The organism is Halomonas sp. C10-5 (assembly GCF_057169305.1).
The window spans coordinates 1,816,036-1,834,924 of the sequence record NZ_CP175665.1 but is presented as its reverse complement, the minus strand read 5'-3'; the positions used below and the strand labels follow the sequence as shown (position 1 = coordinate 1,834,924).

The following is an 18,889-nucleotide window of genomic DNA, read 5'->3' as shown; positions in this document are numbered from 1 at the left end:
GCAGCAGGTGCTGCAAAAGTGCAGCTGGCGTTCTCGTAAGCGGTTGATTTTAAAAGATTCGACCGATAAGAGGTGTATTATCGATACCCTGGATACGCTCAACACTAGCAGGCAACGGCGCTGCACCATCAGTGAAGTGGACCCCATCCTTCGGACCACCTGACAGGTCATCTAAGCTCGGATCGGATCATCATCGGCGTCAGGCCGCCTGTTTCACTGGTTGTGGGAAGTACGCCTCATCCGGTGTTGCATCGTCCAATCCCTGATGGGGCCGCTCCTGGTTGTACCAGGCGAAGTAACGGCCCAGTTCCTGCTTCAGGTGGGCCCCGTCCTTGAAGGCCCTCAGGTAGACACACTCGTACTTCACGCTGCGCCAGAGCCGCTTCACGAAAATGTTGTCTCGGTAGCAGCCCTTGCCGTCCATGCTGATGGTGACGCTGTGAGCTTCCAGGACACCGCTGAAGGCCTGGCTGGTGAACTGGCACCCCTTGAAGATCTCGGGCGCTCCGTGACGGGCCAGTGCTTCCTCCAGCGCATCCACACAGAAGTCCGTGTCCAGAGTGCTGGAGACCCGCCACGACAGGGCACGGCGGCTATACCAGTCCATCACCACCATCAGGTACATGAACCCGCGTGCCAGCGGAATGTAGCTGATGTCGGTCGCCCACACCTGGTTCGGCCGGTCGATCGTCAGGCCGCGCAGCCGGTAGGGGTAGATCCGGTGGCCCTTGCCCGGCAGGCTGGTCCGTGGCCGCGGGTAGACGGCCTGGAGACCCATCTGACGCATCAAACGGCGCACCCGCTTGCGGTTGACCCGGTGCCCCAGCCGGTTGAGGTGGACGGTCATCCGGCGGGATCCGTAGACCGGCGTCAGCAGGTGCTGCTCATCGATCAGGCGCATCAGCACCAGATTCTCGGCCAGCCATTCGCGCTGCTGGTAGTACAGTGAGGAACGGCTGATGCCCAGCAGCTGACACTGCCGTCTCAGACTCGGGGTAGCGGAAGATGGCGGCTCGATCATGGCCAGGCGCTGGGCCCGGCTCAACGATCGAGCCTGCGAGATAAAAAATCTCGTTCTACCGTCAACTTACCGATCTCACGGTACAGAGTATCGATCTCCTCCTGGCTCTTCTGGGCGGCCTTGCCGCTGCTGCCCTTGAAGATGTCAGCGGCGTTGTCCAGCAGTTCACGCTTCCACTGGCTCACCATGGAGGGATGTAGCTCGAAGCGAGCTGCCAGCGCCGAGGTGGTCTCGTCGCCCTTCAGCGCAGCCAAGGCCACCTTGGCCTTGAACTCGTTGCTGTACTGCCGACGTTTCTTGCTCATGATCAGGGTCTCCTGGTCGGTCTGATCAGAGCTTAGCGCCTGGTCCGAATTTCGGGGACCACTTCACAGTCACCGATTGCAGCGATGAAGGAGAGGTCCATTCGTCCTGAGTTATTTACCAAAAGGGTGGTCAATCACACGGGACCCGACACCTATACTCTAGTGCGGCTTTCGGCCTTCAAGACGCAGAAGTACCGGCCAAGCTTCCCCGCCGACGGTTTCGCGACCCTGACCAAGGCCCAGGAGTGGGTTCAGCAATTCACCGAGTGGTACAACCACCAGCACCGGCACAGCGCCCTTCGCTACGTCACGCCGAGCCAGCGCCATAATGGCGAGGCCAAAGGCATCCTGGCGCAGCGCCGGGAGGTCTTCGAGGCGGCGAAGCAACGTCACCCGGAGCGCTGGTCGGGTGACATCCGGAAACTCAGCCTGCCAGAGGTAGTGCACCTGAATCCCGAGAGGGACCCGGTGCCACAGGCAGCAGGGTTTTAAAGAGCCAGAACCATTTCATGTGCCAACTATGTTGACAGACTCCGACGTTCTACAGTACGAAAAGCCGCCCATACAGCGCCATCAGCGGTTCTCCCGACAACAGGGTAATCCAGCCGGCAAGCGACAAATAGGGGCCGAAAGGCATGGGGGCGCCTCGCAAGCGCGGCACGGCCAGCTGGATAAGGATTCCGAGTACGGCGCCGACGCCGGCGGAGAGGATCAGCAGCAGGGGCAGGTACTGCCAGCCCATCCAGGCGCCTAGGGCGGCGAGCAGTTTGAAGTCGCCATAGCCCATGCCCTCCTTACCGGTGATCAGCTTGAAGGCCCAGTAGAAGCTCCACAGCACCAGATACCCGGCCATGGCGCCGATTACGGCACTGGACAGCATCAGCGGCTGGAACAGCAGCTGGTAGAGCAGGCCGGCCCACAGCAGCGGCAGGGTGAGGTTGTCCGGCAGCAGTTGGGTGCGCAGGTCGATCACCGCCATGGCTAGCAGCGCCAGACAGGCGCCGAGGATAAACACACCCTGCCAGGTGGCGCCGAAGAGTACCACCACGGCGAGCGCCAGGGCACCGCCGGCCAGCTCCACCAGCGGGTACTGGGGGCTAATACGCGCCTGGCAGTTGGCACAGCGTCCGCGGCACTTTAGCCAGCCCATGACCGGAATATTGTCGTGCCAGGCGATGGGGTGCTCGCAGCTCGGGCACATGGAGCGTGGGGTAAGCAGGTTGAACGGCTCGTTATGTTCCTCGGGCAGTTCCAGGGCTTCGCGAGCTTCGGCTCGCCAGCCGCGCATTAGCATTACCGGCAGGCGGGCGATGACCACGTTGAGGAAGCTGCCCAGGCAGAGGCCCACGAAGGCCGCCAGGGGGAAGAGCAGGGAGGTGGGGAGGTCTAGCAAAACAGGGCCTCAAGGAAGCAAGGGGTTAGGTGCCTGCCGCCCCTTTTGGGGTCAGACCCCGGCCAGGACGTCAGGTGTTGTCAGGGTGCACGATTCTGGCGGTGGTCCCTCCGCTGGGGTCTGACCCCAAAAGGAGGTTCGGTGGAACGGCCGGGGCGCCTGACGGCGCCAGTCGCGAGGCGGAGCCGGAACGCCGGACCGCTCCCTTCTACAATTCGATAGCCGCTTGGTCGGCTTTGTTAGATGACAGAGCCGAGCTCGAAGATCGGCAGATACATCGAAATCACCAGGCCGCCGACCAGTACGCCGAGAACCACGATGATAAAGGGTTCGAGCAGTGAGGTGAGGGTGTCGACCATGTTGTCGACCTCCTCCTCGTAGTAGTCGGCGACGCGGTTGAGCATGGCGTCCAGCGAACCGGCTTCCTCGCCGATGCCGACCATCTGCACCGCCAACGGCGGAAACTGCTCGGTCATGCGCATAGCGAAGGCGAGCTGCTGGCCGGTGGCGACGTCCTCGCGGATCTGGCCCACGGCGCGCTCATAGACCTTGTTGCCAGTGGCGCCGGCGGCGGTGTCCAGCGCCTCCACCAGCGGCACGCCGGCGCCAAAAGTGGTGGCTAGGGTGCGCGAATAGCGTGCCACGGCAGACTTGTCGAGGATCTGGCCGATCACCGGGATCTTCAGCGACCAGGCGTGCATGCGGTAGGCAAAGCTCTCGGATTTCTTCACCCCGGTGCGGATAAAGAAGATAAAGGCCGCCACGCCGACGATGAACCACCACCAGTAGGCCTGGGCGAACTCCGACATTGAGATGGTCATGCGGGTCATGGCCGGCAGTTCGGCGCCAAAGCCGTGGAACAGGCTCTCGAACTGCGGCACCACCTTGATCAGCAGCAGGGCGGTGACGCCGATGCCTACCGCGATGACAGCGGCGGGGTACCATAGCGCCTTCTTCACCCGGGACTTGAGCGATTCCACCTTCTCCTTGTAGGTAGCCACGCGCTCGAGCATGCGATCCAGCGAGCCGGACTGTTCGCCAGCCGCCACCAGGTTGCAGAACAGCTTGTCGAAGTGCTGCGGGTGGCGCTGCATCGCCTCGGAGAAGCTGGCACCGGCGCCAACATCGTTCATCAGCTCCTGCACCAGGGCGCTCATGGCAGGCTTCTTCATGCTCTCCGCCACCACCTGGAAGGCCTGCAGGATAGGCACGCCGGCGCGGATCATGGTGGCCATCTGGCGGGCGAACAACATGATGTCGCGGGGCTTGATCTTGCCCATGCCACCGCCGATCCCGCCCTTGCGGCGCACGTTCTTGACGATGATGTTCTGGCCGCCGAGGATTCGCTCGACCTCCTGTTTCTGGGCGGCGATCAATTCTCCACCCACCTTGCGCCCGCCGGGTCCCTTGCCGGTCCAGTTCCAGCGGTAGAGCTTGGTCTTCTGGTGAGCCCTGAGTTTGCGTGCCGTGGCCATGGTGTGTTCCCTGTTCCCTGAGTTCTTCTTAGCTACAAGTTACAAGGCGCAAGCTTCAAGGAGAAGGCTTGAAGGGCTGCTGTCTGGTAGGAGGGATGCTTTGCATCGCGATCAGAGGCCGCAGGCCTCCCGGTAAACCCACCTATGTTTGGCAACTCCCCCCAAGGCGCCTGGCGGCGCCAGTCGCGAGGCGGAGCCTCCCTCCTACAATTTTGCCGTGCAGGGCATTCTTCCAGCTTTTAATCCTTCGTCACCCTGAACACCTCCGCCAGGCTGGTCACGCCCTGCATCGCCTTGAGCAGGGCGCTGCGGCGCAGGTCCGGGTGGCCTTCCTCGCGGGCCTGGGTGTCAAAATCCATGGAGTTGCCGTTGCGCATGATCAGCTGGCTCATGGCGTTGCTGATCGGCACCACCTCGTAGATGCCCACGCGGCCCTTGAAGCCCTTTGTGCAGTGCTTGCAGCCCACCGGTTCGAAGATGGTGGCACCGGCGATCTCCTCAGGCGTGAAGCCCTGCTCCTCCAGCACTTCGTGGGGGATGTCCGCGGGCTGCTTGCAGTGCTTGCACAGCCGCCGGGCCAGGCGCTGGGCGATGATCAGGCTCACGGAGCTGGCGATATTGAATGGCGCCAGGCCCATGTTGGCTAGGCGCGTCAGCGTCTCCGCCGCCGAGTTGGTGTGCACGGTGGAGAGCACCAGGTGGCCGGTCTGGGAGGCCTTGACGGCGATCTCGGCGGTCTCCAGGTCGCGAATCTCGCCGACCATCACCACGTCCGGGTCTTGGCGCAGGAAGGCGCGCAGGGCGCTGGCGAAGTCGAGCCCGATCTTTGGCAGCACGTTGACCTGGTTGACCCCGGGCACCTTGATCTCCACCGGGTCTTCGGCGGTGCAGATGTTGCGTTCCACCTCGTTCAAGATATTGATGCCGGTGTAGAGCGTCACCGTCTTGCCGCTGCCGGTGGGGCCGGTGACCAGGATCATGCCCTGGGGCTGGTCAAGCACCGTCTCGTACATCGCCTTCTGCTCGGGGGTGAAGCCGAGCTGCTCGATGCCGATCTGCGCCGAGGTGGGGTCGAGGATACGCAGCACCACCTTCTCGCCGTACACCGTGGGCAGCGAGTTGACGCGAAAGTCGATGGAGCGTGACTTGGAGAGCCGCAGCTTGATGGCGCCATCCTGCGGCAGACGGCGCTCGGAGATATCCAGCCGCGACATCACCTTGAGGCGTGCGGCGATTCGAGTGCGCATGGCGAAGGGCGGATGGGCAACGTCGTGGAGCATGCCGTCGATGCGAAAGCGCACCCGGTAGCTGGTCTCGTAGGGTTCGAAGTGGATATCCGAGGCGCCACGGTTGATGGCGTCGAGCAGGATCTTGTTGACGAATTTGATGATCGGCGCATCTTCACGGGCTGACTGTGCGTCGGCATGGATATCCACCTCGCCGCTGCCGTCATCATCGGCGTAGCCTAGCTCGCCGATGGCGTCGTCTACTCCCTTGAGCGAGTCGAGCATGCTCTTCTCGCTGTTGGCGAGATACCCTTCCAGCACGGGCACCAACTGGTCCACCGGGGCCAGGATGCCTTCCGGCGTGAGGCCGGTAGCGAACTGCAGTTCGTCGAGCTGGGCCAGGGTTGAGGGGTAGGGCACCGCCACGGTAAGGCGGTGACCGTGCTGGATCAGCGGCAGCACCTTGAGCTTGCGCAGGATCTTCTCGGGAAAGCGCTCTGCTTTGGGCAGCGTCTCAGCGCGGATGGCATCCAGATCCATGATCGGCAGACCATATTCCCAGGCCGCTGTCAGCGTGGCCTGGCGGGCCGAGACCAGCCCAGTATCGATCACATGCTCCAGCAGCGAGACCTCGCTCTCACGGGCCTCCTCCTCAGCGCGCACCGCGGCCGCGTGTGAGAACCGCCCATCCGCCACGAGCCGCCGCGCCAGGCCGCGCAGCCCGCTGGTATCAGGCTGGGTACTCTTGAGCGGGGCTTGGGGTGGGCTGCGGTAATCGTTCATGGTGTCTCGCGCTGTTGGGGCGGGGCCATCAGCCCCCGGATGGCAAATGCCATGCTGGCTTTACGATATGCCCCATTCTAGCCTCCAACCTCTCTCACGCCCAGCCGGCGGCGCGCCGACACCGACGGGATTTCAACTCTGTGGAGGACCCTGCCTCAACTCGTTGAGTTGGGGCAGGGTATGTTTTGCTGTTGATCGTGGTGGCGCGATCATCGGGATTCTGGCGGCGATTGCAATACTGCAGTAACAGAATTATTGATTGCAATTGACCCCGCACCGTAAGGCTAGTCCGGGACAGACTCCCATTTCCGCACCTGGCCTTCAGGCATGAACGCGCCAGCGACCTGCAGAGATGCCGGCCGTTGGCGTTTACGCTCCTGCTTGCCACGCACAACCCCTGTCGTTGATGTTGCAACGCAGCACTAAGTGGTGCTATTGTGCATTGCAGCAGAGCGGGGCCTTGAATGAGAGATCCCGTTCCCATCAGCCAGAACCGGAGTATCTCGATATGATCAACGCATTCGCATTCGACACCAAGCAGTTCGACACCGCCCAGTTCGACTCGCTTTTCTTGGCCCCGGCCCGCGCCTTCGCCGCTCTTTCGGTCGATTACACCGAGAAGCTGGTCAACGCCCAGCTCGAGGCAACCAAGGCCTACACCGACACCAGTCTGACGCAGCTGCGTAACCTGGTGCAGGTGAACGACGCCGAAGGCCTGAAGAGTTACCTGGAAGGCCAGCAGCAGGTAGCCCAGGAACTGAGCGAGCGCCTCAAAGGGGATGCCGAGAAGGTCGTGGCCCTGCAGCAGGAGTTCGTGCAGGAGAGCCAGAAGCTGGCCGAAGGCAGCGTCAAGCAGGCCCAGGAATCCGCCAAGCAGGTCACCGAGTCTGCCGCCACCGCTACCAGCAAGGCCGCCAAGGAAGCCGCTCCGGCTACCAAGGCCAAGACTGCCGCTCAGGCGTAAGTCTCCGGCCCGCATCGCGGGCTGACAGAGCTGGAAGACCCCAACAAGCCGCCGATCCATGGTCGGCGGCTTGTTGCTGTTCCAGCCTTGTTGCTTGACCCCTTGACCCCTTGACCCCTTGACCCCTTGACCCCTTGACCCCTTGACCCCTTGACCCCTTGACCCCTTGACCCCTTGACCCCTTGGCCGCTTGCCCCCTGCCTGTCGCCTACACTAAAGGCGATTCCCCCGGCAAGGAGGCCAGCGCAATGCCCGACTACCCCTATATTGAACACCACGGCGGCGCCAGTGGCGTCACCGGTAGCTGCCCTCGCCTGCAGATCAGTGATGACCTCGCGTTGCTGGTCGACTGCGGGCTGTTTCAGGGCCAGGATGCCGACCACGTCGATGGCTTCGAGCAGCTCCAGGTGCGCTTCTCGGTCGATGACGAGCTGGCGCTGGTGGTGATCCATGTGCATATCGACCATATCGGCCGGCTGCCCTACCTGCTGGCGGCGGGATATCGCGGGCCGATACTCTGCTCGGTGCTATCAAGCAGGCTGTTGCCGCTGGTGATCGAGGATGCGCTGAAGATCGGCTTTACCCGAGATCGAGCGCTGATTGAACGCTTCCTGGCCGAGGTGGAGGGGCGCCTGGTACCGCTGCGCTACCGGGAGTGGCACACCCTGGTGGATGACGAGCGCCACCGGGTGCGGGTCACGCTGCGCCGGGCGGGGCATATCCTCGGCTCCTGCTATGTGGAGGTGGACGTGCTCGAGCGGCAGAGTGGTCGCAGCCAGCGCACCATCTTCTCCGGCGACCTGGGCGCGCCCTATGCGCCGCTGCTCTCGGTACCCCAGGCCCCGTGGGGATGCGACAGCCTGGTGCTGGAGAGCACCTACGGCGACCGGCGCCACGAGGATCGCCGCCAGCGCCGTGGGCGGCTTAAGGCGGCCATCGACCGGGCGCTGGAGAACGGCGGCACGGTGGTGATCCCGGCGTTCAGCATCGGCCGCACCCAGGAGCTGCTCTACGAGATGGAGATGCTGATCCACCAGGCGGATAGCCCGCGCTGGCGGGGGCTCGAGATCATCGTCGATTCGCCCCTGGCGGCGCGCTTCACCGAGGTGTATCGCGAGCTCAAGCCGTGGTGGGATGCCGAGGCCCATGTCCGATTGCGCGCCGGGCGGCATCCTTTGAGCTTCGAGAATCTTTATATCGTTAGCTCGCACCAGGAGCACGAGCGTACGGTGGCCTATCTGGCCGAGAGCCATCGCCCGGCGGTGGTGATCGCGGCCAGTGGCATGGTCAGCGGCGGGCGGGTGGTCAACTACCTCAAGCGCATGCTGGGCGATCCGCGCCACTGCGTGCTGTTTACCGGCTACCAGGGCGCCGGTACGCTGGGGCGCGATATCCAGCGCTACGGGCCCCGGGGCGGCTGGGTAGAATTGGACGGTGAGCGCATCGATATCCGCGCCCGGGTGGAGACGGTCTCGGGCTATTCCGCCCACGCCGATGCCCGGGACCTTCTGAACTTCGTGCGCCGCATTCGCCGCCCGCCACTGCATATCCGCCTGGTGCACGGCGAGCGCCACGCCCAGCAGGCGCTGCGTGAGGCGCTTATGGCCTGGGCGGCCCAGAAAGGGCATGAGATGACGGTAACGCTGGGGGTGGATCTTGGCGAGGGCTGATCGACTCTCTCCGCGGTTTTCCCAAGGTGCCTGCAAGCTGCGATACTCTGCCGTTGACCTCGATCACCGTTGCAGGGAGCACGCCATGGCCACCATCGAACACTCCGCCATTCTCGCGGCGCCGCCGGGGCGGGTCTTCGCGCTGCTGGAGCGGGTGGAGGACTTCGCCGACTACTCCGACCTGATCCACAGCATCGAGGCGCTGGGCGATGAGCGCTACCGCTGGCATGTGCATGCGGTGGGGCGCGACTGGCACTTCGACGTGGAGATTACCGAGCGTCGCGCGCCGGAAGTGCTGGCCTGGGCATCGCTGGACGGGGTGGAAAACCAGGGGCGCTACCGGTTGCGAGCGGTGGAGGGTGGCACCGAGGTCAACTTGACCCTGACCTACAAGCTGCGTAACAAGCTGCTAGAGAAGGCGGTGAACAAGGCCGCCACGCCGCTGGTCGGCCGGGTAAGCCGGCAGATCCTGGCAAGGGTGGCCGAGAGATTGTGACAGGTTAGACCTTGGGGTCTGACCCCCATGTAGTTGATTGTTCAACCATTCCAGAGTGTTGGCGCAACACGCAGCAACGGGGTCAGACCCCAAGGGCGATCAGCTTCAAAGGGCTAAGTCGAACTCTGGGGCTGACTCCAGAAGATAAATCAGCGCCGTCGACGGCATCTTTCAAACTATACTGAACCGGCCTGGCTTGTCGGCACCGTCGCAGGAGCGGTGGGATGGCCGCATCCACAGGGAGGGCGAGAGATGTTCAAGGAGTTCAAGGAATTTGCCGTTCGCGGCAACGTGGTCGACATGGCGGTGGGCATCATCATCGGCGGCGCCTTCGGCACCATCGTTACCAGCCTGGTGAATGACGTGCTGATGCCGCCGATCGGTCTGCTGATGGGCGGGGTCGACTTTTCCAATATCTTCCTGGTGCTGAAGGGTGAGGGGCCCTATGCCACTCCGGTTGATGCCGCCGCCGACGGTGCGGTTACCCTGAATATCGGGCTGTTCGTCAATAACGTGATCAGCTTCCTGATCGTGGCGTTTTCAGTGTTCCTGCTGGTGAAGGGGATCAACCGCCTGCGTCGCCAGGAGGCCGCGGCGCCGACCGAACCGGCGGCGCCGCCGGAGGATATCCTGCTGCTGCGCCAGATTCGCGACAGCCTGGTCGAGCGGGGCGATGAGAGCCCGGGTGAGCCTGTCGACCCAGTTCCCACGAAGATGGGCTGAACCAGTTGATACGAGGTCGGGGCCGGCGCCATGCCGGCCCTGCACATTTGTGGGCTATCGATTACCCCGGACAGATGTGCAAATTCTATTAGCCGGCTATCTAGCTCGATATCAAGCGGGGGGCTATGATCATTGCTGAGGAGGCCGGGGGGTCTCCCTTGAGGATATGGCCATGATCAAGGCGCTGTTCTGGTGTTTCCTGGTGCTTTTCTCGCAGCTGTGGCTGCTGCGCTGGGTCGATGGGCGGGTGTTGGGGATGCAGTTCGGGGAGCAGCAAGAAAAAGATTCATCGCACACTGGCGTGAACCAGTTAGGCAGTGAGTAGAGGGAGGCCGTGGTTCATTGTGGGAGGCCGGGTTCCCCGAGCGACTGGCGCCGATAGATGCCCTGATGATGTTGCCTGATTACGAGCGGCTACTGTGGGAGGCCTTCGGCCTCCAGTCGCGATGCAAAGCACCCCTCCTACAAGCTAACAGACGGAGTCACGCTGCGAAGCCGGAAAGCCGAACTGATCCCTCCTACAGCGTGGATCGGGCCCAATTGCGAAGACCGTTAGGTCCCTACCGATAACGGTAGACCCTCAGGCTGGGCAGAAAGGGCTCGTCCTCGAGGCGTTCGTCGCGGCGGCGAGCGCGGGTGCGTGCCTCGGGTGGTTGCAGTGGCGGCAGGTTGTGGTCGGGCAGGCGGCCGTCGGGCGCGGGGATAAACAGCGGCAGGGCGACGTTCATGGCGCGGCGGGTGCGGCCGTCGTCGAGGGGCTCACGATAGAAGAGGTTAGCGCGCATCAGCGGGGCCTGGCGTTGCACCTGGGCCAGGGGCTCGCCGCTGGGCAGGCCGGCCAGCTTGCGCAGCTGGATGCGGATATGCGGCGCGTCGCTGTCGAGGGCCAGCAGCTTCTGCTCGGCCTCCCGCACCGTCAGCTTCTTGATCGAGCGCCCGCTCGAATACCAGGCCAGACGCACCCGGGCCAACGGCGCCTCGCTTGCGGGAATCGCCCGCCAGCACTGCTTGAGGTGCACCCGGGCCAGCCCCTCGCCACGCAGGTGGTCGTGCAGGGCGGGGTGGCGGAAGGGCAGCACCGCCTTGGCCTCGGGGATCAGCGCCGGCACCTGGTCGCGAATCTTGGCGGTCAGGGCGGCAAACTCGGCCTTGGCCGTATTGGCCGCCGCCACGGCCTCCATCACGCTCTCACTCGCCGCCACCAGGCCGATATGCGCACGCGTGGCGCGACCGTCCTGGCCATCCTGATACCAGACATCCTGCAGCGCCCCGCGCAGCCACTCCTCGGCACGGTCATGCTCGACCGGCTCGGGTTCGCTGAAGATCCAGCAGGCGCCGGGGGAGCGGGCATACGCCTCGGCGACCTCGGCGGTGCCCTCGATCAGGGCGTCGAAGACCGCCTCAAGCTCGGCGAGCAGGCGGTACTCCGGTGGCTGGATGTGGGGCGCGGTCATGGTTATTGATCGTCCTGGAAGGCGCGTTCGGCGCGCATGATCATCTCGTCGATCTCTGTCTCGTCCATGGCCGGCTCACCGGCAATGCGGTGGCTGCCATCGGCCCAGGCGCCGAGATCGATCAGCCGGCAGCGCTCGCTGCAGAAGGGGCGGTAGGGGTTGTCCTCGCGCCATTGGACCTTCTTGCGGCACTGGGGACAGGCGACTTCCAGGGGGCGGTTTGAATCGGTCATGGGGCTCCGGGGGGGAGGGTTAGTTGGTGAGTACATAAGGGGCAGATCCAGAGATGCCCTCAGAGTTTTACATCTAAATCAAGAGGCTACATATTTCTAGCGGATGCCAGAGAGATCGGTGTAGCCCTTGGGGTCTGACCCCCCCACGTTGTTGTTGCTCAGTCATATCAGATTGTGGGTGCAACACGCAGCAGCGGGGTCAGACCCCAAGGGCGCGGCACCGTGCTAAGCCCAATGGTCTGATCCCAAAGAGGACTGAGACGCCAGCTCTCGATAGCGCCGATCCAACTCGGCGACCTGGCGGCGCATCTGGGCTTCGCTGCCGCCATTATCCAGCACGTCGTCGGCGCGGGCCAGGCGTTCGGCGCGCGGCATCTGGGCGGCGACGATGGCGCGGGCCTGGATTTCGTCCACGCCGTCCCGGGCGGCGGTGCGTTGGATCTGCAGTGCCTCGGGGACGTCGATCACCAGGGCGCGGTCGACCATCTGGTGCTGGCCGGATTCGAACAGCAGCGGCGAGACCAGCAGCACATAGGGTGCACCGCTTTCCGCCAGGTGCTCGAGATGGGCGATCAGCCGCTCTCGGATGCGTGGGTGGGTCACTGACTCCAGCCAGCGCCGCTCTCCTTCATCCTGAAAGACGATCTCGCGCAGCGCCCGGCGGTTGAGGGTGCCATCGGCGTTGAGCACCTCAGAGCCGAAGCGCGCGGCGATCTCGGCCAGGGCCGGCTCGCCGGGCTCGACCACCTCGCGTGCGACGTCGTCGGCGTCCACCCAGGGCGCACCGAGTGCCTCGAAGGCGCGCGCCACGGTGGACTTGCCCGAGGCGATGCCGCCGGTGAGGCCGATGATCAAGGCCATGTCGCTGTTCTCCTTGGGGTCCCGTTGGCGGCGTAGTCTAGCATTCTTGACCTGGGTGCTGGCGGCAAGCTCGCTCCTGCTCCATGGTTGTGATATCAGCCATGGATGTTGCAACAGGAGAGGATGATGGTCGAGCCGCTGGGTGTGGCGCAGGTGTTTCAGGCGTGCTCGGAGGAGGCGTTCACCTTCGAGGTCTCGAGCGAACTGGAGTCGCTGGATCTCTTGGCCGGCCACGAGCGGGCCCGGGAGGCGCTGGCCTTCGGCACGGCGATCCGCAGCGACGGCTTCAACCTGTTCGTGCTCGGCCAGCCGGGGCACGGCAAGCACAACCTGGTGGGGCGCTACCTGAACGAGCGCTCGAGTAACGACCCATCGCCGCCGGACTGGTGCTATCTCTACAACTTCGAGGACCCCTCGGTGCCGCTCTATCTGGAGTTGCCCCGGGGGCTGGGGCGCCAGCTGCGCGGCGATATCGAGGCGCTGACCGACGAGCTGCGTGGGGCGATCCCGGCGGTGTTCGAGAGCGACGAGTACCAGAATCGCCTGCAGGAGATGAAGCAGGCCATGGGCGAGCGCCAGCGCGATGCCATCGAGGCGATCCGCCGCGAGGCTCGCGAGCAGGGCGTGCTGCTGCTCTCCACCCCCAACGGCTTCACCTTCGCCCCCGCCGACGGCGACAACGACAAGATGATGTCGCCCCAGGAGTACGAGAAGCTGCCCAAGGAGGAGCGCGAGCGCATCGAGCATACGGTGGAGATTCTGCAGCGCAAGCTGACCCAGACGATCCGCCGTATGCCGCGGTTGGCCAAGGAGCTGCGCGAGCAGGTCCAGCAGCTCAACGAGGAGGTGCTGCAGAGCGCCATCGGTGCGCCGCTGGCGGAGCTGGAGGAGCGCTACCAGGCCGAGGAGGGCGTCATCGCGCACCTGACGGCGATTCGCGAGGCGATCCTGCAGCACGCCGAGGCCTTTACCGCCGATGATCCCGAGATACCGCCGGAGGCGATCTTCAGTCGGTTCTACATCAACCTTCTGGTCGACAACGCCGACACCCAAGGCGCACCGGTGATCTACCAGGACCTGCCGGGCCACCAGCACCTGGTGGGGCGCATCGAGCACCATGTGCACAATGGCACCCTGCTCACCGACTTCTCGCTCATCCGCGCCGGCGCCCTGCATCGCGCCAACGGCGGCTATCTGGTGCTGGATATCCGCGGGCTGCTGACCCAGCCCGGCGCCTGGGAGACCCTCAAGCGGGTCCTGCATGCCGGCGAGATTCGCACTGAGTCGCTGGAGCAGGCCTACGGGCTGATCAGTACCGTGAGCCTGGAGCCCCAGCCGATCCCTCTGGACGTCAAGATCGTGCTGCTCGGCGAGCGGCTCCTCTACTACCTGCTCTGCGAACACGACCCGGAGTTCCTGGAGCTGTTCAAGGTGCAGGTGGACCTGGAGGATGAGCTTGAGCGCAACGAAGAGAGCCTGGCCCTCTATGCGCGGATGGTTGCCACCCTGGCTCGGGAGGCGGCCCTGGCGCCGCTGGATCGCAGCGGCGTGGCGGCGACCATCGAGCGCGCCAGTCGGCTGGCCGATGACCAGCAGCGCCTGACCGCACGCCACCGCGACCTGCATGACCTGCTGATGGAGGCCGATCACTGGGCCACCGTGGCGGGTTCCAGCGTGATCCAGCGTGAGCATGTGGAGAAGGCGGTGGCCCAACAGCTGTGGCGAGCCGGGCGTATCCGCGAGCGCAGCCATGAGCAGATCACCCGCGGCACCCATATGATCGCCACCGAGGGGCACGTGGTGGGGCAGGTCAACGGCCTCTCGGTGCTGGCATTAGGTGACTTCGCCTTCGGCCAGCCCACCCGCATCACCGCCACAGCGCGGCCAGGCAGTGGCCAGGTGGTTGATATCGAACGCGAGGCGCGCCTGGGTGGACGCATACACTCCAAGGCGGTGATGATCCTGTCGCGCTACCTGGCCGGCCGCTATGCCCGGGAGGCGCCGCTATCGCTGTCGGCGAGCCTCGCCTTCGAGCAGTCCTACGGCGGCATCGAGGGCGATAGCGCCTCGGTGGCCGAGGTGTGCGCACTGGTCTCGGCCATCACCCGGGTGGGTCTCGACCAGGCGTTTGCGGTCACCGGCTCCATCAACCAGCACGGCGAGGTGCAGGCGGTGGGTGGCGTCAACGAGAAGATCGAGGGCTTCTTCGATGTCTGCCGCGCGCGGGGCGAACTGAACGGCCAGGCGGTGATCCTGCCGGCCACCAACGTCGAGCACCTGATGCTCAAGCGCGAGGTGCGCGAGGCGATGGCGGCGGGCACGTTTCGAATCTACGCGGTGCGCCACGTGGATGAGGCACTCGCCCTGCTCACCAGCGAGACACTGGGCGAGGCCGATGTAGAGGGCAACTTCCCGGCGGAAAGTCTGAACGGTCGCGTCCAGGCGCGCCTGGCGGCCTTCCAGGCCGTGGTCAAGGCCGCCTCCGGCGATGACGAGGAGGATGCCGCCGACGGCGGCGAGGAGGGCGGAGATGCCTCGTGAAGTGATACCTCGTGAGGCGAGGCCCCATGAAACAAAAGCCCCGCTGGAGCAGACAGTAGGTGCCGAGGCGCTACGCGTACTGGCACTGCTGGATGACTCCCGCCAGGGGCTGGCGGCGCTACAGGCCGCGGCGGCCCTGGCCGAGCAGGCGCGTGCCGAGCTGGTGGCGCTGTTTGTCGAGGACCTGGACCTGCTGCACTGTGCCGCCTTCCCGTTCTCGTGTGAGGTGGGTGCCAGCAGTGGGGTGGCGCGGCCTCTCAGCCTGGAGCTTATGGAGTCGAACCTGATTCGCCAGGTGAGGCGGGTAGAGCGGGCGTTGCAGCAGGCCGCGGCGGGCAGGGAGCTGCGCCATCGCCTGCAGGTCAGCAGGGGGCAGGTGGCAAGCGAGGCCCTGGCCGAGGCGTCGCCCGGCGATGTGCTGGTACTGGGTAAGGCGGGCCTGTCGGCGCGTTGGGGCAGCCGGCTGGGCTCCACCAGCCGACGGCTGATCCTGGAGGCACCCTGCACCGTGGTTATCTGGGATGAGCGCCACCCGCCGGAACCGGGGCCGCTACGTTACTTCCGCGGTGAGGCGCCAGTGCTGCCCTGGGGCGAGACGCCGGAGGAGGCGGTGCGCCGCCATCCGCTGTTCCTGGGCCGCGAGGAGCTGGCTTCCATGGACGCGCCGACGCTGGAACGCTTCCTGGCCCGCGCCCGCCGCGGCGCCCTGGCCATCACGCGTAAGCGCCTTGTTGCGCTGCTCGAACAGGATGCCGACCTGCTGGCCCGCATCCCGGTGCCGGTGGTAGTGGTGCCTTGAGATCGCCTCATCAGTTCATTGGAGTTTACGTATGAAAAGGATCAGCGATGTCGATCTCCGAGAAAAACTTGATTCTGTCCTCGATAATCTGAGTGGGCCTGTGATGGTGACTCGAAATCGAGGTGAGCCCGCTGTATTGCTGTCATATCAAGAGTTCCGGTCTCTCCAGGAGACTTTGCATCTCATGACAAGTCCACGAAATGCTCAGCGACTCGATGAAGCTATCGCCGAGGTTTCACATTCCCCAGCTGACCCGGAACGTTAGCCCGGTGGCCACGAAGGCCACCGAGAGCAGGGTGACCGCAGCGATATGCCAGCCCATCAGCGGCAGGGTGTCGGAAGAGAGCCTGGGTATGACCCGGAAGCGGGCATGGGCGGCGACCAGGGCGGTCAGCAGTAGAAGCAGCAGCTTGATGCGGATCAGGTGGGCGATGGGGCCGGCGTCCATGTCGAACCACAATGCCAGCGACGGCACCTTCTGCCAGGCCAGCCACAGCCCGGTGACGATCTGCACCAGCAGGGCCGGCATGCCGAGCCTCTCGTAGCCCTGCTCGAACCAGTGCAGCGAGGCGACGTCGCGGCCCTTCAATACCCGGGGCAGGATGGTGAAGGCGAGCACCAGGTGGCCACCGGTCCAGATGGTGGCGCCGAGCAGGTGCAGAAGCAGCAGGGTGGCGGTCATGTCGCCCTCCTTTGGCGAGAATGATTTTCGCTAATTCTACTGGATCGTTGTCGTCCGGCTATCTCTCCAAGTGGGTAGAGGTGCTATCTTGGGCCTCAATCGCCTATCGCAAGGAGCCTTCATGAGCCAGCCCACCCCTCCCGAACCTCGACCCGACGCAGCGGTGCCCTCCACCAGCGGCAAGCGATATGAACGCATCTTCGAACGCTTCCTGTGGAATAGTCGGCTGCTGGTGATGTTGGCGGTGGTGCCGAGCCTGCTGGGGGCACTGGTGCTGTTCATCATCGGTACCATGGATATTCTCAAGCTCACGGTGACCGCCGCGACCTACTACCTGGTCGGCGGGCAGCCCGATATCCACGAGACGGTGGTGCCGAGCGTGGTGATGGCGGTGGACATCTACCTGGTGGCCATTGTGCTGCTGATCTTCGGCCTGGGGGTGTATCGGCTGTTCGTGTCGCCGATCGAACCGGCCGAGTCGCACCCGGCCTCGAACCCCTTCAATGTCTCGTCCTTCGACGAGCTCAAGGACAAGATCGCCCGGGTGGTGATCCTGGCCGTGATCATCGAGTTTTTCCGCGCGGTGGTGGATATCACCTTCGAGACGCCGCTGGATGCCATTTACCTGGCGCTCTCGGTGCTGGCCCTGGCCGGGGCCCTCTACCTGATGAGTCGCGCCCATAAGCACCACCGGGAGTAGGCTCGCCGACGCTATGGCACAATACTCCTTTTTTATGTTCGACAAGGATCGCCAATGGCGTATGTGCTGGTGATGGGCGGCCTCGCCCTCTCGGTAAGCTTCACCCTGGGCTGGGCGCTATGGCGCCTGGGCCGTGCTGCCCTGGGCTGGCTGGGCGGTGGCCCCTCTACGGGCAAGTCGAAGGTCAAGCCGCGGGCCCGCAAGCCTGCGGCAAAAAAGCCGGCCGCCAGCAAGGCGGCAACCCCGCGCAAGACGACCGCCCGGCAACCGGCCAGGACGCCCAGCGAGCCCTGGGCACTTACGCGCTGGCTGGCGGCGCGCGACTCCCTGTTACCCCTGGCCAGCCTGGCACTGATGCTCTATGCCCTGGGGCGCATCGTGGTGTTCGGCCTTCAGCACCGTCCGGTGGAAGCGCCGGCATCATTCCCCCAGGTCGTCGACGTGGTGGGCTGGACGGCGGCGGTGCTGCTGGGCCTGGCGCTGCTCTCCCTGCTGGCACGCTGGCGCTGCCGTGATTAACCCCGCCCCCCCTTGGGGTCAGCCTCCCCCCTAGGTGGGTTCATAAGGCTGACCCAAGGGCTGGCGAACCCCGGGGCGGCTGGCGGGTCCCAGCCTTAGCGAAGAGAAAGGAGACACTCGTGTTAGCCAATATCCAGCGATTCTTTCAGGAGATGCTCGCCGAGGGGGAGGGTGGTGCTGGTCGCGAGGCGCCGAGCCTCGAGCTTGCCGCAGCGGCTCTGCTCTGCGAGGTGATGCGTGCCGACTACGAGGTGACGCCGGAGGAGCTCGACACCCTGCGCGCTCAGCTGCGCGACCATCTGCGGGTCAGTGATGAGGCCCTCGACGAACTGATGACCCTGGCTCAGGAGGAGGTCGATGGCGCCGTGGATCACTACCAGTTCGTCTCCCTGATCAAGCAGCATTACGACTACGACAGGCGCTGCGAGCTGGTAAGAATGATGTGGGCCCTGGCGCTGGCCGACGGTGAGCAGCATCATCTGGAGGAGCACCGTATCCGGCAGCTGGCCGATCTGCTGCATGTCAGCCATGGCGACTTCATCCGCACCAAGCTTCAGGTGCGGGAGCAGGCCGGGGCCTCGGCCGGCGGTTAAGCTGGCTCCTCACCAACTCTGTGCTGTCGAGTGGAGAAAGGCATTCTGTCCGGACATCATCATTTATCGATGGTGACTAAAAGGCGCGCCATGTCCCGCACTAGAAATCGGGAGCATGGCGCGCATTTTGGACAAGTCAGTGGGAAGCCAGATCGTTGAAGAGTGCTGGGTTGTCGCGAAGCGTCGCTAGCACCTTGGCCGCCAGGCCTGTGGGGTTACGGCGCTTGGTTTCCCAGCTTCTGATGGTGTCGACGCTAGTGCCCATGGCGCTGGCAAACTCGGCCTGAGAGACATGCAACTGGGCCCTGATGGCCTTCACGTCGGCGACCTCATGGCGCGTGACGCGGCTAGCTTGGGTCCGGCCCTGTTTGATGTCGACGGCTTCCTGCAGCGATGTCTGGAGTTCGTCAAAGATGCTCATTCTGAAGGCCGATGTGTTGATATATGTACA

At 64.5% G+C, this 18,889-nt stretch carries 21 protein-coding genes; 12 read left to right on the top strand and 9 right to left on the bottom strand.

Going from position 1 to position 18,889, the window contains the following annotated elements:
- Positions 1–199: 199 nt before the first annotated feature.
- Positions 200–1,326, bottom strand: a protein-coding gene (locus tag ACJ7IV_RS08595; RefSeq protein ID WP_483864026.1) for an IS3 family transposase whose coding sequence is annotated in 2 segments (ribosomal slippage) — positions 200–1,053 and positions 1,053–1,326 — 1,128 coding nt in all. Because the reading frame shifts where the segments join, the coding sequence is not laid out codon by codon here.
- Positions 1,327–1,452: 126 nt separating this feature from the next.
- Between ACJ7IV_RS08595 and ACJ7IV_RS08590 the strand changes: the two genes are divergently transcribed.
- Positions 1,453–1,818, top strand: coding sequence for an integrase core domain-containing protein (locus tag ACJ7IV_RS08590; RefSeq protein ID WP_483866567.1), 366 nt, complete (start codon positions 1,453–1,455; stop codon positions 1,816–1,818).
- Between the two features lie 49 nt (positions 1,819–1,867).
- On the opposite strand, the gene ACJ7IV_RS08585 is transcribed toward ACJ7IV_RS08590, so the two are convergent.
- The 3 genes from ACJ7IV_RS08585 to pilB all read right to left on the bottom strand — a co-directional run bounded on the left by ACJ7IV_RS08585 (position 1,868) and on the right by pilB (position 6,203).
- Positions 1,868–2,719, bottom strand: coding sequence for a prepilin peptidase (locus ACJ7IV_RS08585; protein WP_483864025.1), 852 nt, complete (start codon positions 2,717–2,719; stop codon positions 1,868–1,870).
- Positions 2,720–2,958: 239 nt separating this feature from the next.
- Positions 2,959–4,194 (bottom strand): type II secretion system F family protein, encoded by a 1,236-nt coding sequence (locus ACJ7IV_RS08580; RefSeq protein WP_483864024.1) that lies wholly within the window; start codon positions 4,192–4,194, stop codon positions 2,959–2,961.
- Between the two features lie 239 nt (positions 4,195–4,433).
- On the bottom strand, positions 4,434–6,203 hold the full coding sequence (gene pilB, locus ACJ7IV_RS08575; RefSeq protein ID WP_483864023.1) for a type IV-A pilus assembly ATPase PilB: 1,770 nt from the start codon (positions 6,201–6,203) through the stop codon (positions 4,434–4,436).
- 508 nt (positions 6,204–6,711) lie between these two features.
- On the opposite strand from pilB, the gene ACJ7IV_RS08570 reads away from it, so the two are divergent.
- The 5 genes from ACJ7IV_RS08570 to ACJ7IV_RS08550 all read left to right on the top strand — a co-directional run bounded on the left by ACJ7IV_RS08570 (position 6,712) and on the right by ACJ7IV_RS08550 (position 10,381).
- The gene (locus ACJ7IV_RS08570) at positions 6,712–7,167 is read left to right on the top strand and encodes a phasin family protein (protein ID WP_483864022.1); all 456 of its coding nucleotides are present in this window, start codon (positions 6,712–6,714) and stop codon (positions 7,165–7,167) included.
- 248 nt (positions 7,168–7,415) lie between these two features.
- On the top strand, positions 7,416–8,837 hold the full coding sequence (locus ACJ7IV_RS08565; protein ID WP_483864021.1) for an MBL fold metallo-hydrolase RNA specificity domain-containing protein: 1,422 nt from the start codon (positions 7,416–7,418) through the stop codon (positions 8,835–8,837).
- 85 nt (positions 8,838–8,922) lie between these two features.
- The gene (locus ACJ7IV_RS08560; RefSeq protein WP_483864020.1) at positions 8,923–9,333 is read left to right on the top strand and encodes an SRPBCC family protein; all 411 of its coding nucleotides are present in this window, start codon (positions 8,923–8,925) and stop codon (positions 9,331–9,333) included.
- 252 nt (positions 9,334–9,585) lie between these two features.
- Entirely contained in the window at positions 9,586–10,056 is a 471-nt protein-coding gene (gene mscL, locus ACJ7IV_RS08555; protein WP_483864019.1) for a large conductance mechanosensitive channel protein MscL, read from the top strand.
- 172 nt (positions 10,057–10,228) lie between these two features.
- Positions 10,229–10,381 (top strand): hypothetical protein, encoded by a 153-nt coding sequence (locus ACJ7IV_RS08550; protein ID WP_483864018.1) that lies wholly within the window; start codon positions 10,229–10,231, stop codon positions 10,379–10,381.
- 235 nt (positions 10,382–10,616) lie between these two features.
- On the opposite strand, the gene ACJ7IV_RS08545 is transcribed toward ACJ7IV_RS08550, so the two are convergent.
- The 3 genes from ACJ7IV_RS08545 to coaE form a co-directional block, all read right to left on the bottom strand.
- Complete coding sequence (locus tag ACJ7IV_RS08545) at positions 10,617–11,510, bottom strand: DNA replication terminus site-binding protein (protein WP_483864017.1); 894 nt, start codon at positions 11,508–11,510, stop codon at positions 10,617–10,619.
- Between the two features lie 2 nt (positions 11,511–11,512).
- On the bottom strand, positions 11,513–11,743 hold the full coding sequence (yacG, locus tag ACJ7IV_RS08540) for a DNA gyrase inhibitor YacG (RefSeq protein ID WP_483864016.1): 231 nt from the start codon (positions 11,741–11,743) through the stop codon (positions 11,513–11,515).
- 225 nt (positions 11,744–11,968) lie between these two features.
- A complete protein-coding gene (coaE, locus tag ACJ7IV_RS08535) occupies positions 11,969–12,598 on the bottom strand; it encodes a dephospho-CoA kinase (RefSeq protein WP_483866566.1) in 630 nt (209 codons plus the stop codon).
- Between the two features lie 132 nt (positions 12,599–12,730).
- Between coaE and ACJ7IV_RS08530 the strand changes: the two genes are divergently transcribed.
- Genes ACJ7IV_RS08530 through ACJ7IV_RS08520 form a run of 3 tightly spaced genes read left to right on the top strand, consistent with a single transcriptional unit; the run spans position 12,731 to position 16,209 of the window.
- Positions 12,731–15,145 (top strand): Lon protease family protein, encoded by a 2,415-nt coding sequence (locus ACJ7IV_RS08530; protein WP_483864015.1) that lies wholly within the window; start codon positions 12,731–12,733, stop codon positions 15,143–15,145.
- On the top strand, positions 15,135–15,944 hold the full coding sequence (locus ACJ7IV_RS08525) for a universal stress protein (RefSeq protein ID WP_483864014.1): 810 nt from the start codon (positions 15,135–15,137) through the stop codon (positions 15,942–15,944). The genes ACJ7IV_RS08530 and ACJ7IV_RS08525 overlap by 11 nt, the downstream gene beginning before the upstream one ends.
- A gap of 31 nt (positions 15,945–15,975) precedes the next feature.
- Positions 15,976–16,209 carry a type II toxin-antitoxin system Phd/YefM family antitoxin gene (locus ACJ7IV_RS08520; RefSeq protein ID WP_483864013.1) on the top strand — a complete coding sequence of 78 codons (234 nt, stop codon included), beginning with the start codon at positions 15,976–15,978 and terminating at the stop codon, positions 16,207–16,209.
- On the opposite strand, the gene ACJ7IV_RS08515 is transcribed toward ACJ7IV_RS08520, so the two are convergent.
- Positions 16,180–16,626 carry a CopD family protein gene (locus tag ACJ7IV_RS08515; RefSeq protein WP_483864012.1) on the bottom strand — a complete coding sequence of 149 codons (447 nt, stop codon included), beginning with the start codon at positions 16,624–16,626 and terminating at the stop codon, positions 16,180–16,182. The genes ACJ7IV_RS08520 and ACJ7IV_RS08515 overlap by 30 nt on opposite strands.
- A 121-nt stretch (positions 16,627–16,747) precedes the next feature.
- Here ACJ7IV_RS08515 and ACJ7IV_RS08510 point away from each other — a divergent pair, with 121 nt between their 5' ends.
- From ACJ7IV_RS08510 to ACJ7IV_RS08500, 3 genes are all read left to right on the top strand, one after another.
- Positions 16,748–17,326: a YqhA family protein gene (locus ACJ7IV_RS08510; RefSeq protein ID WP_483864011.1), complete on the top strand. Its 579-nt coding sequence runs from the start codon at positions 16,748–16,750 to the stop codon at positions 17,324–17,326.
- Positions 17,327–17,380: 54 nt separating this feature from the next.
- Positions 17,381–17,845 carry a hypothetical protein gene (locus ACJ7IV_RS08505; protein WP_483864010.1) on the top strand — a complete coding sequence of 155 codons (465 nt, stop codon included), beginning with the start codon at positions 17,381–17,383 and terminating at the stop codon, positions 17,843–17,845.
- 119 nt (positions 17,846–17,964) lie between these two features.
- Entirely contained in the window at positions 17,965–18,438 is a 474-nt protein-coding gene (locus ACJ7IV_RS08500; protein WP_483864009.1) for a tellurite resistance TerB family protein, read from the top strand.
- Between the two features lie 136 nt (positions 18,439–18,574).
- Here the strand turns inward: ACJ7IV_RS08500 and nadS are convergent, their stop codons facing one another.
- Positions 18,575–18,859 (bottom strand): NadS family protein, encoded by a 285-nt coding sequence (gene nadS, locus ACJ7IV_RS08495; protein ID WP_161432025.1) that lies wholly within the window; start codon positions 18,857–18,859, stop codon positions 18,575–18,577.
- Positions 18,860–18,889 lie beyond the last annotated feature (30 nt).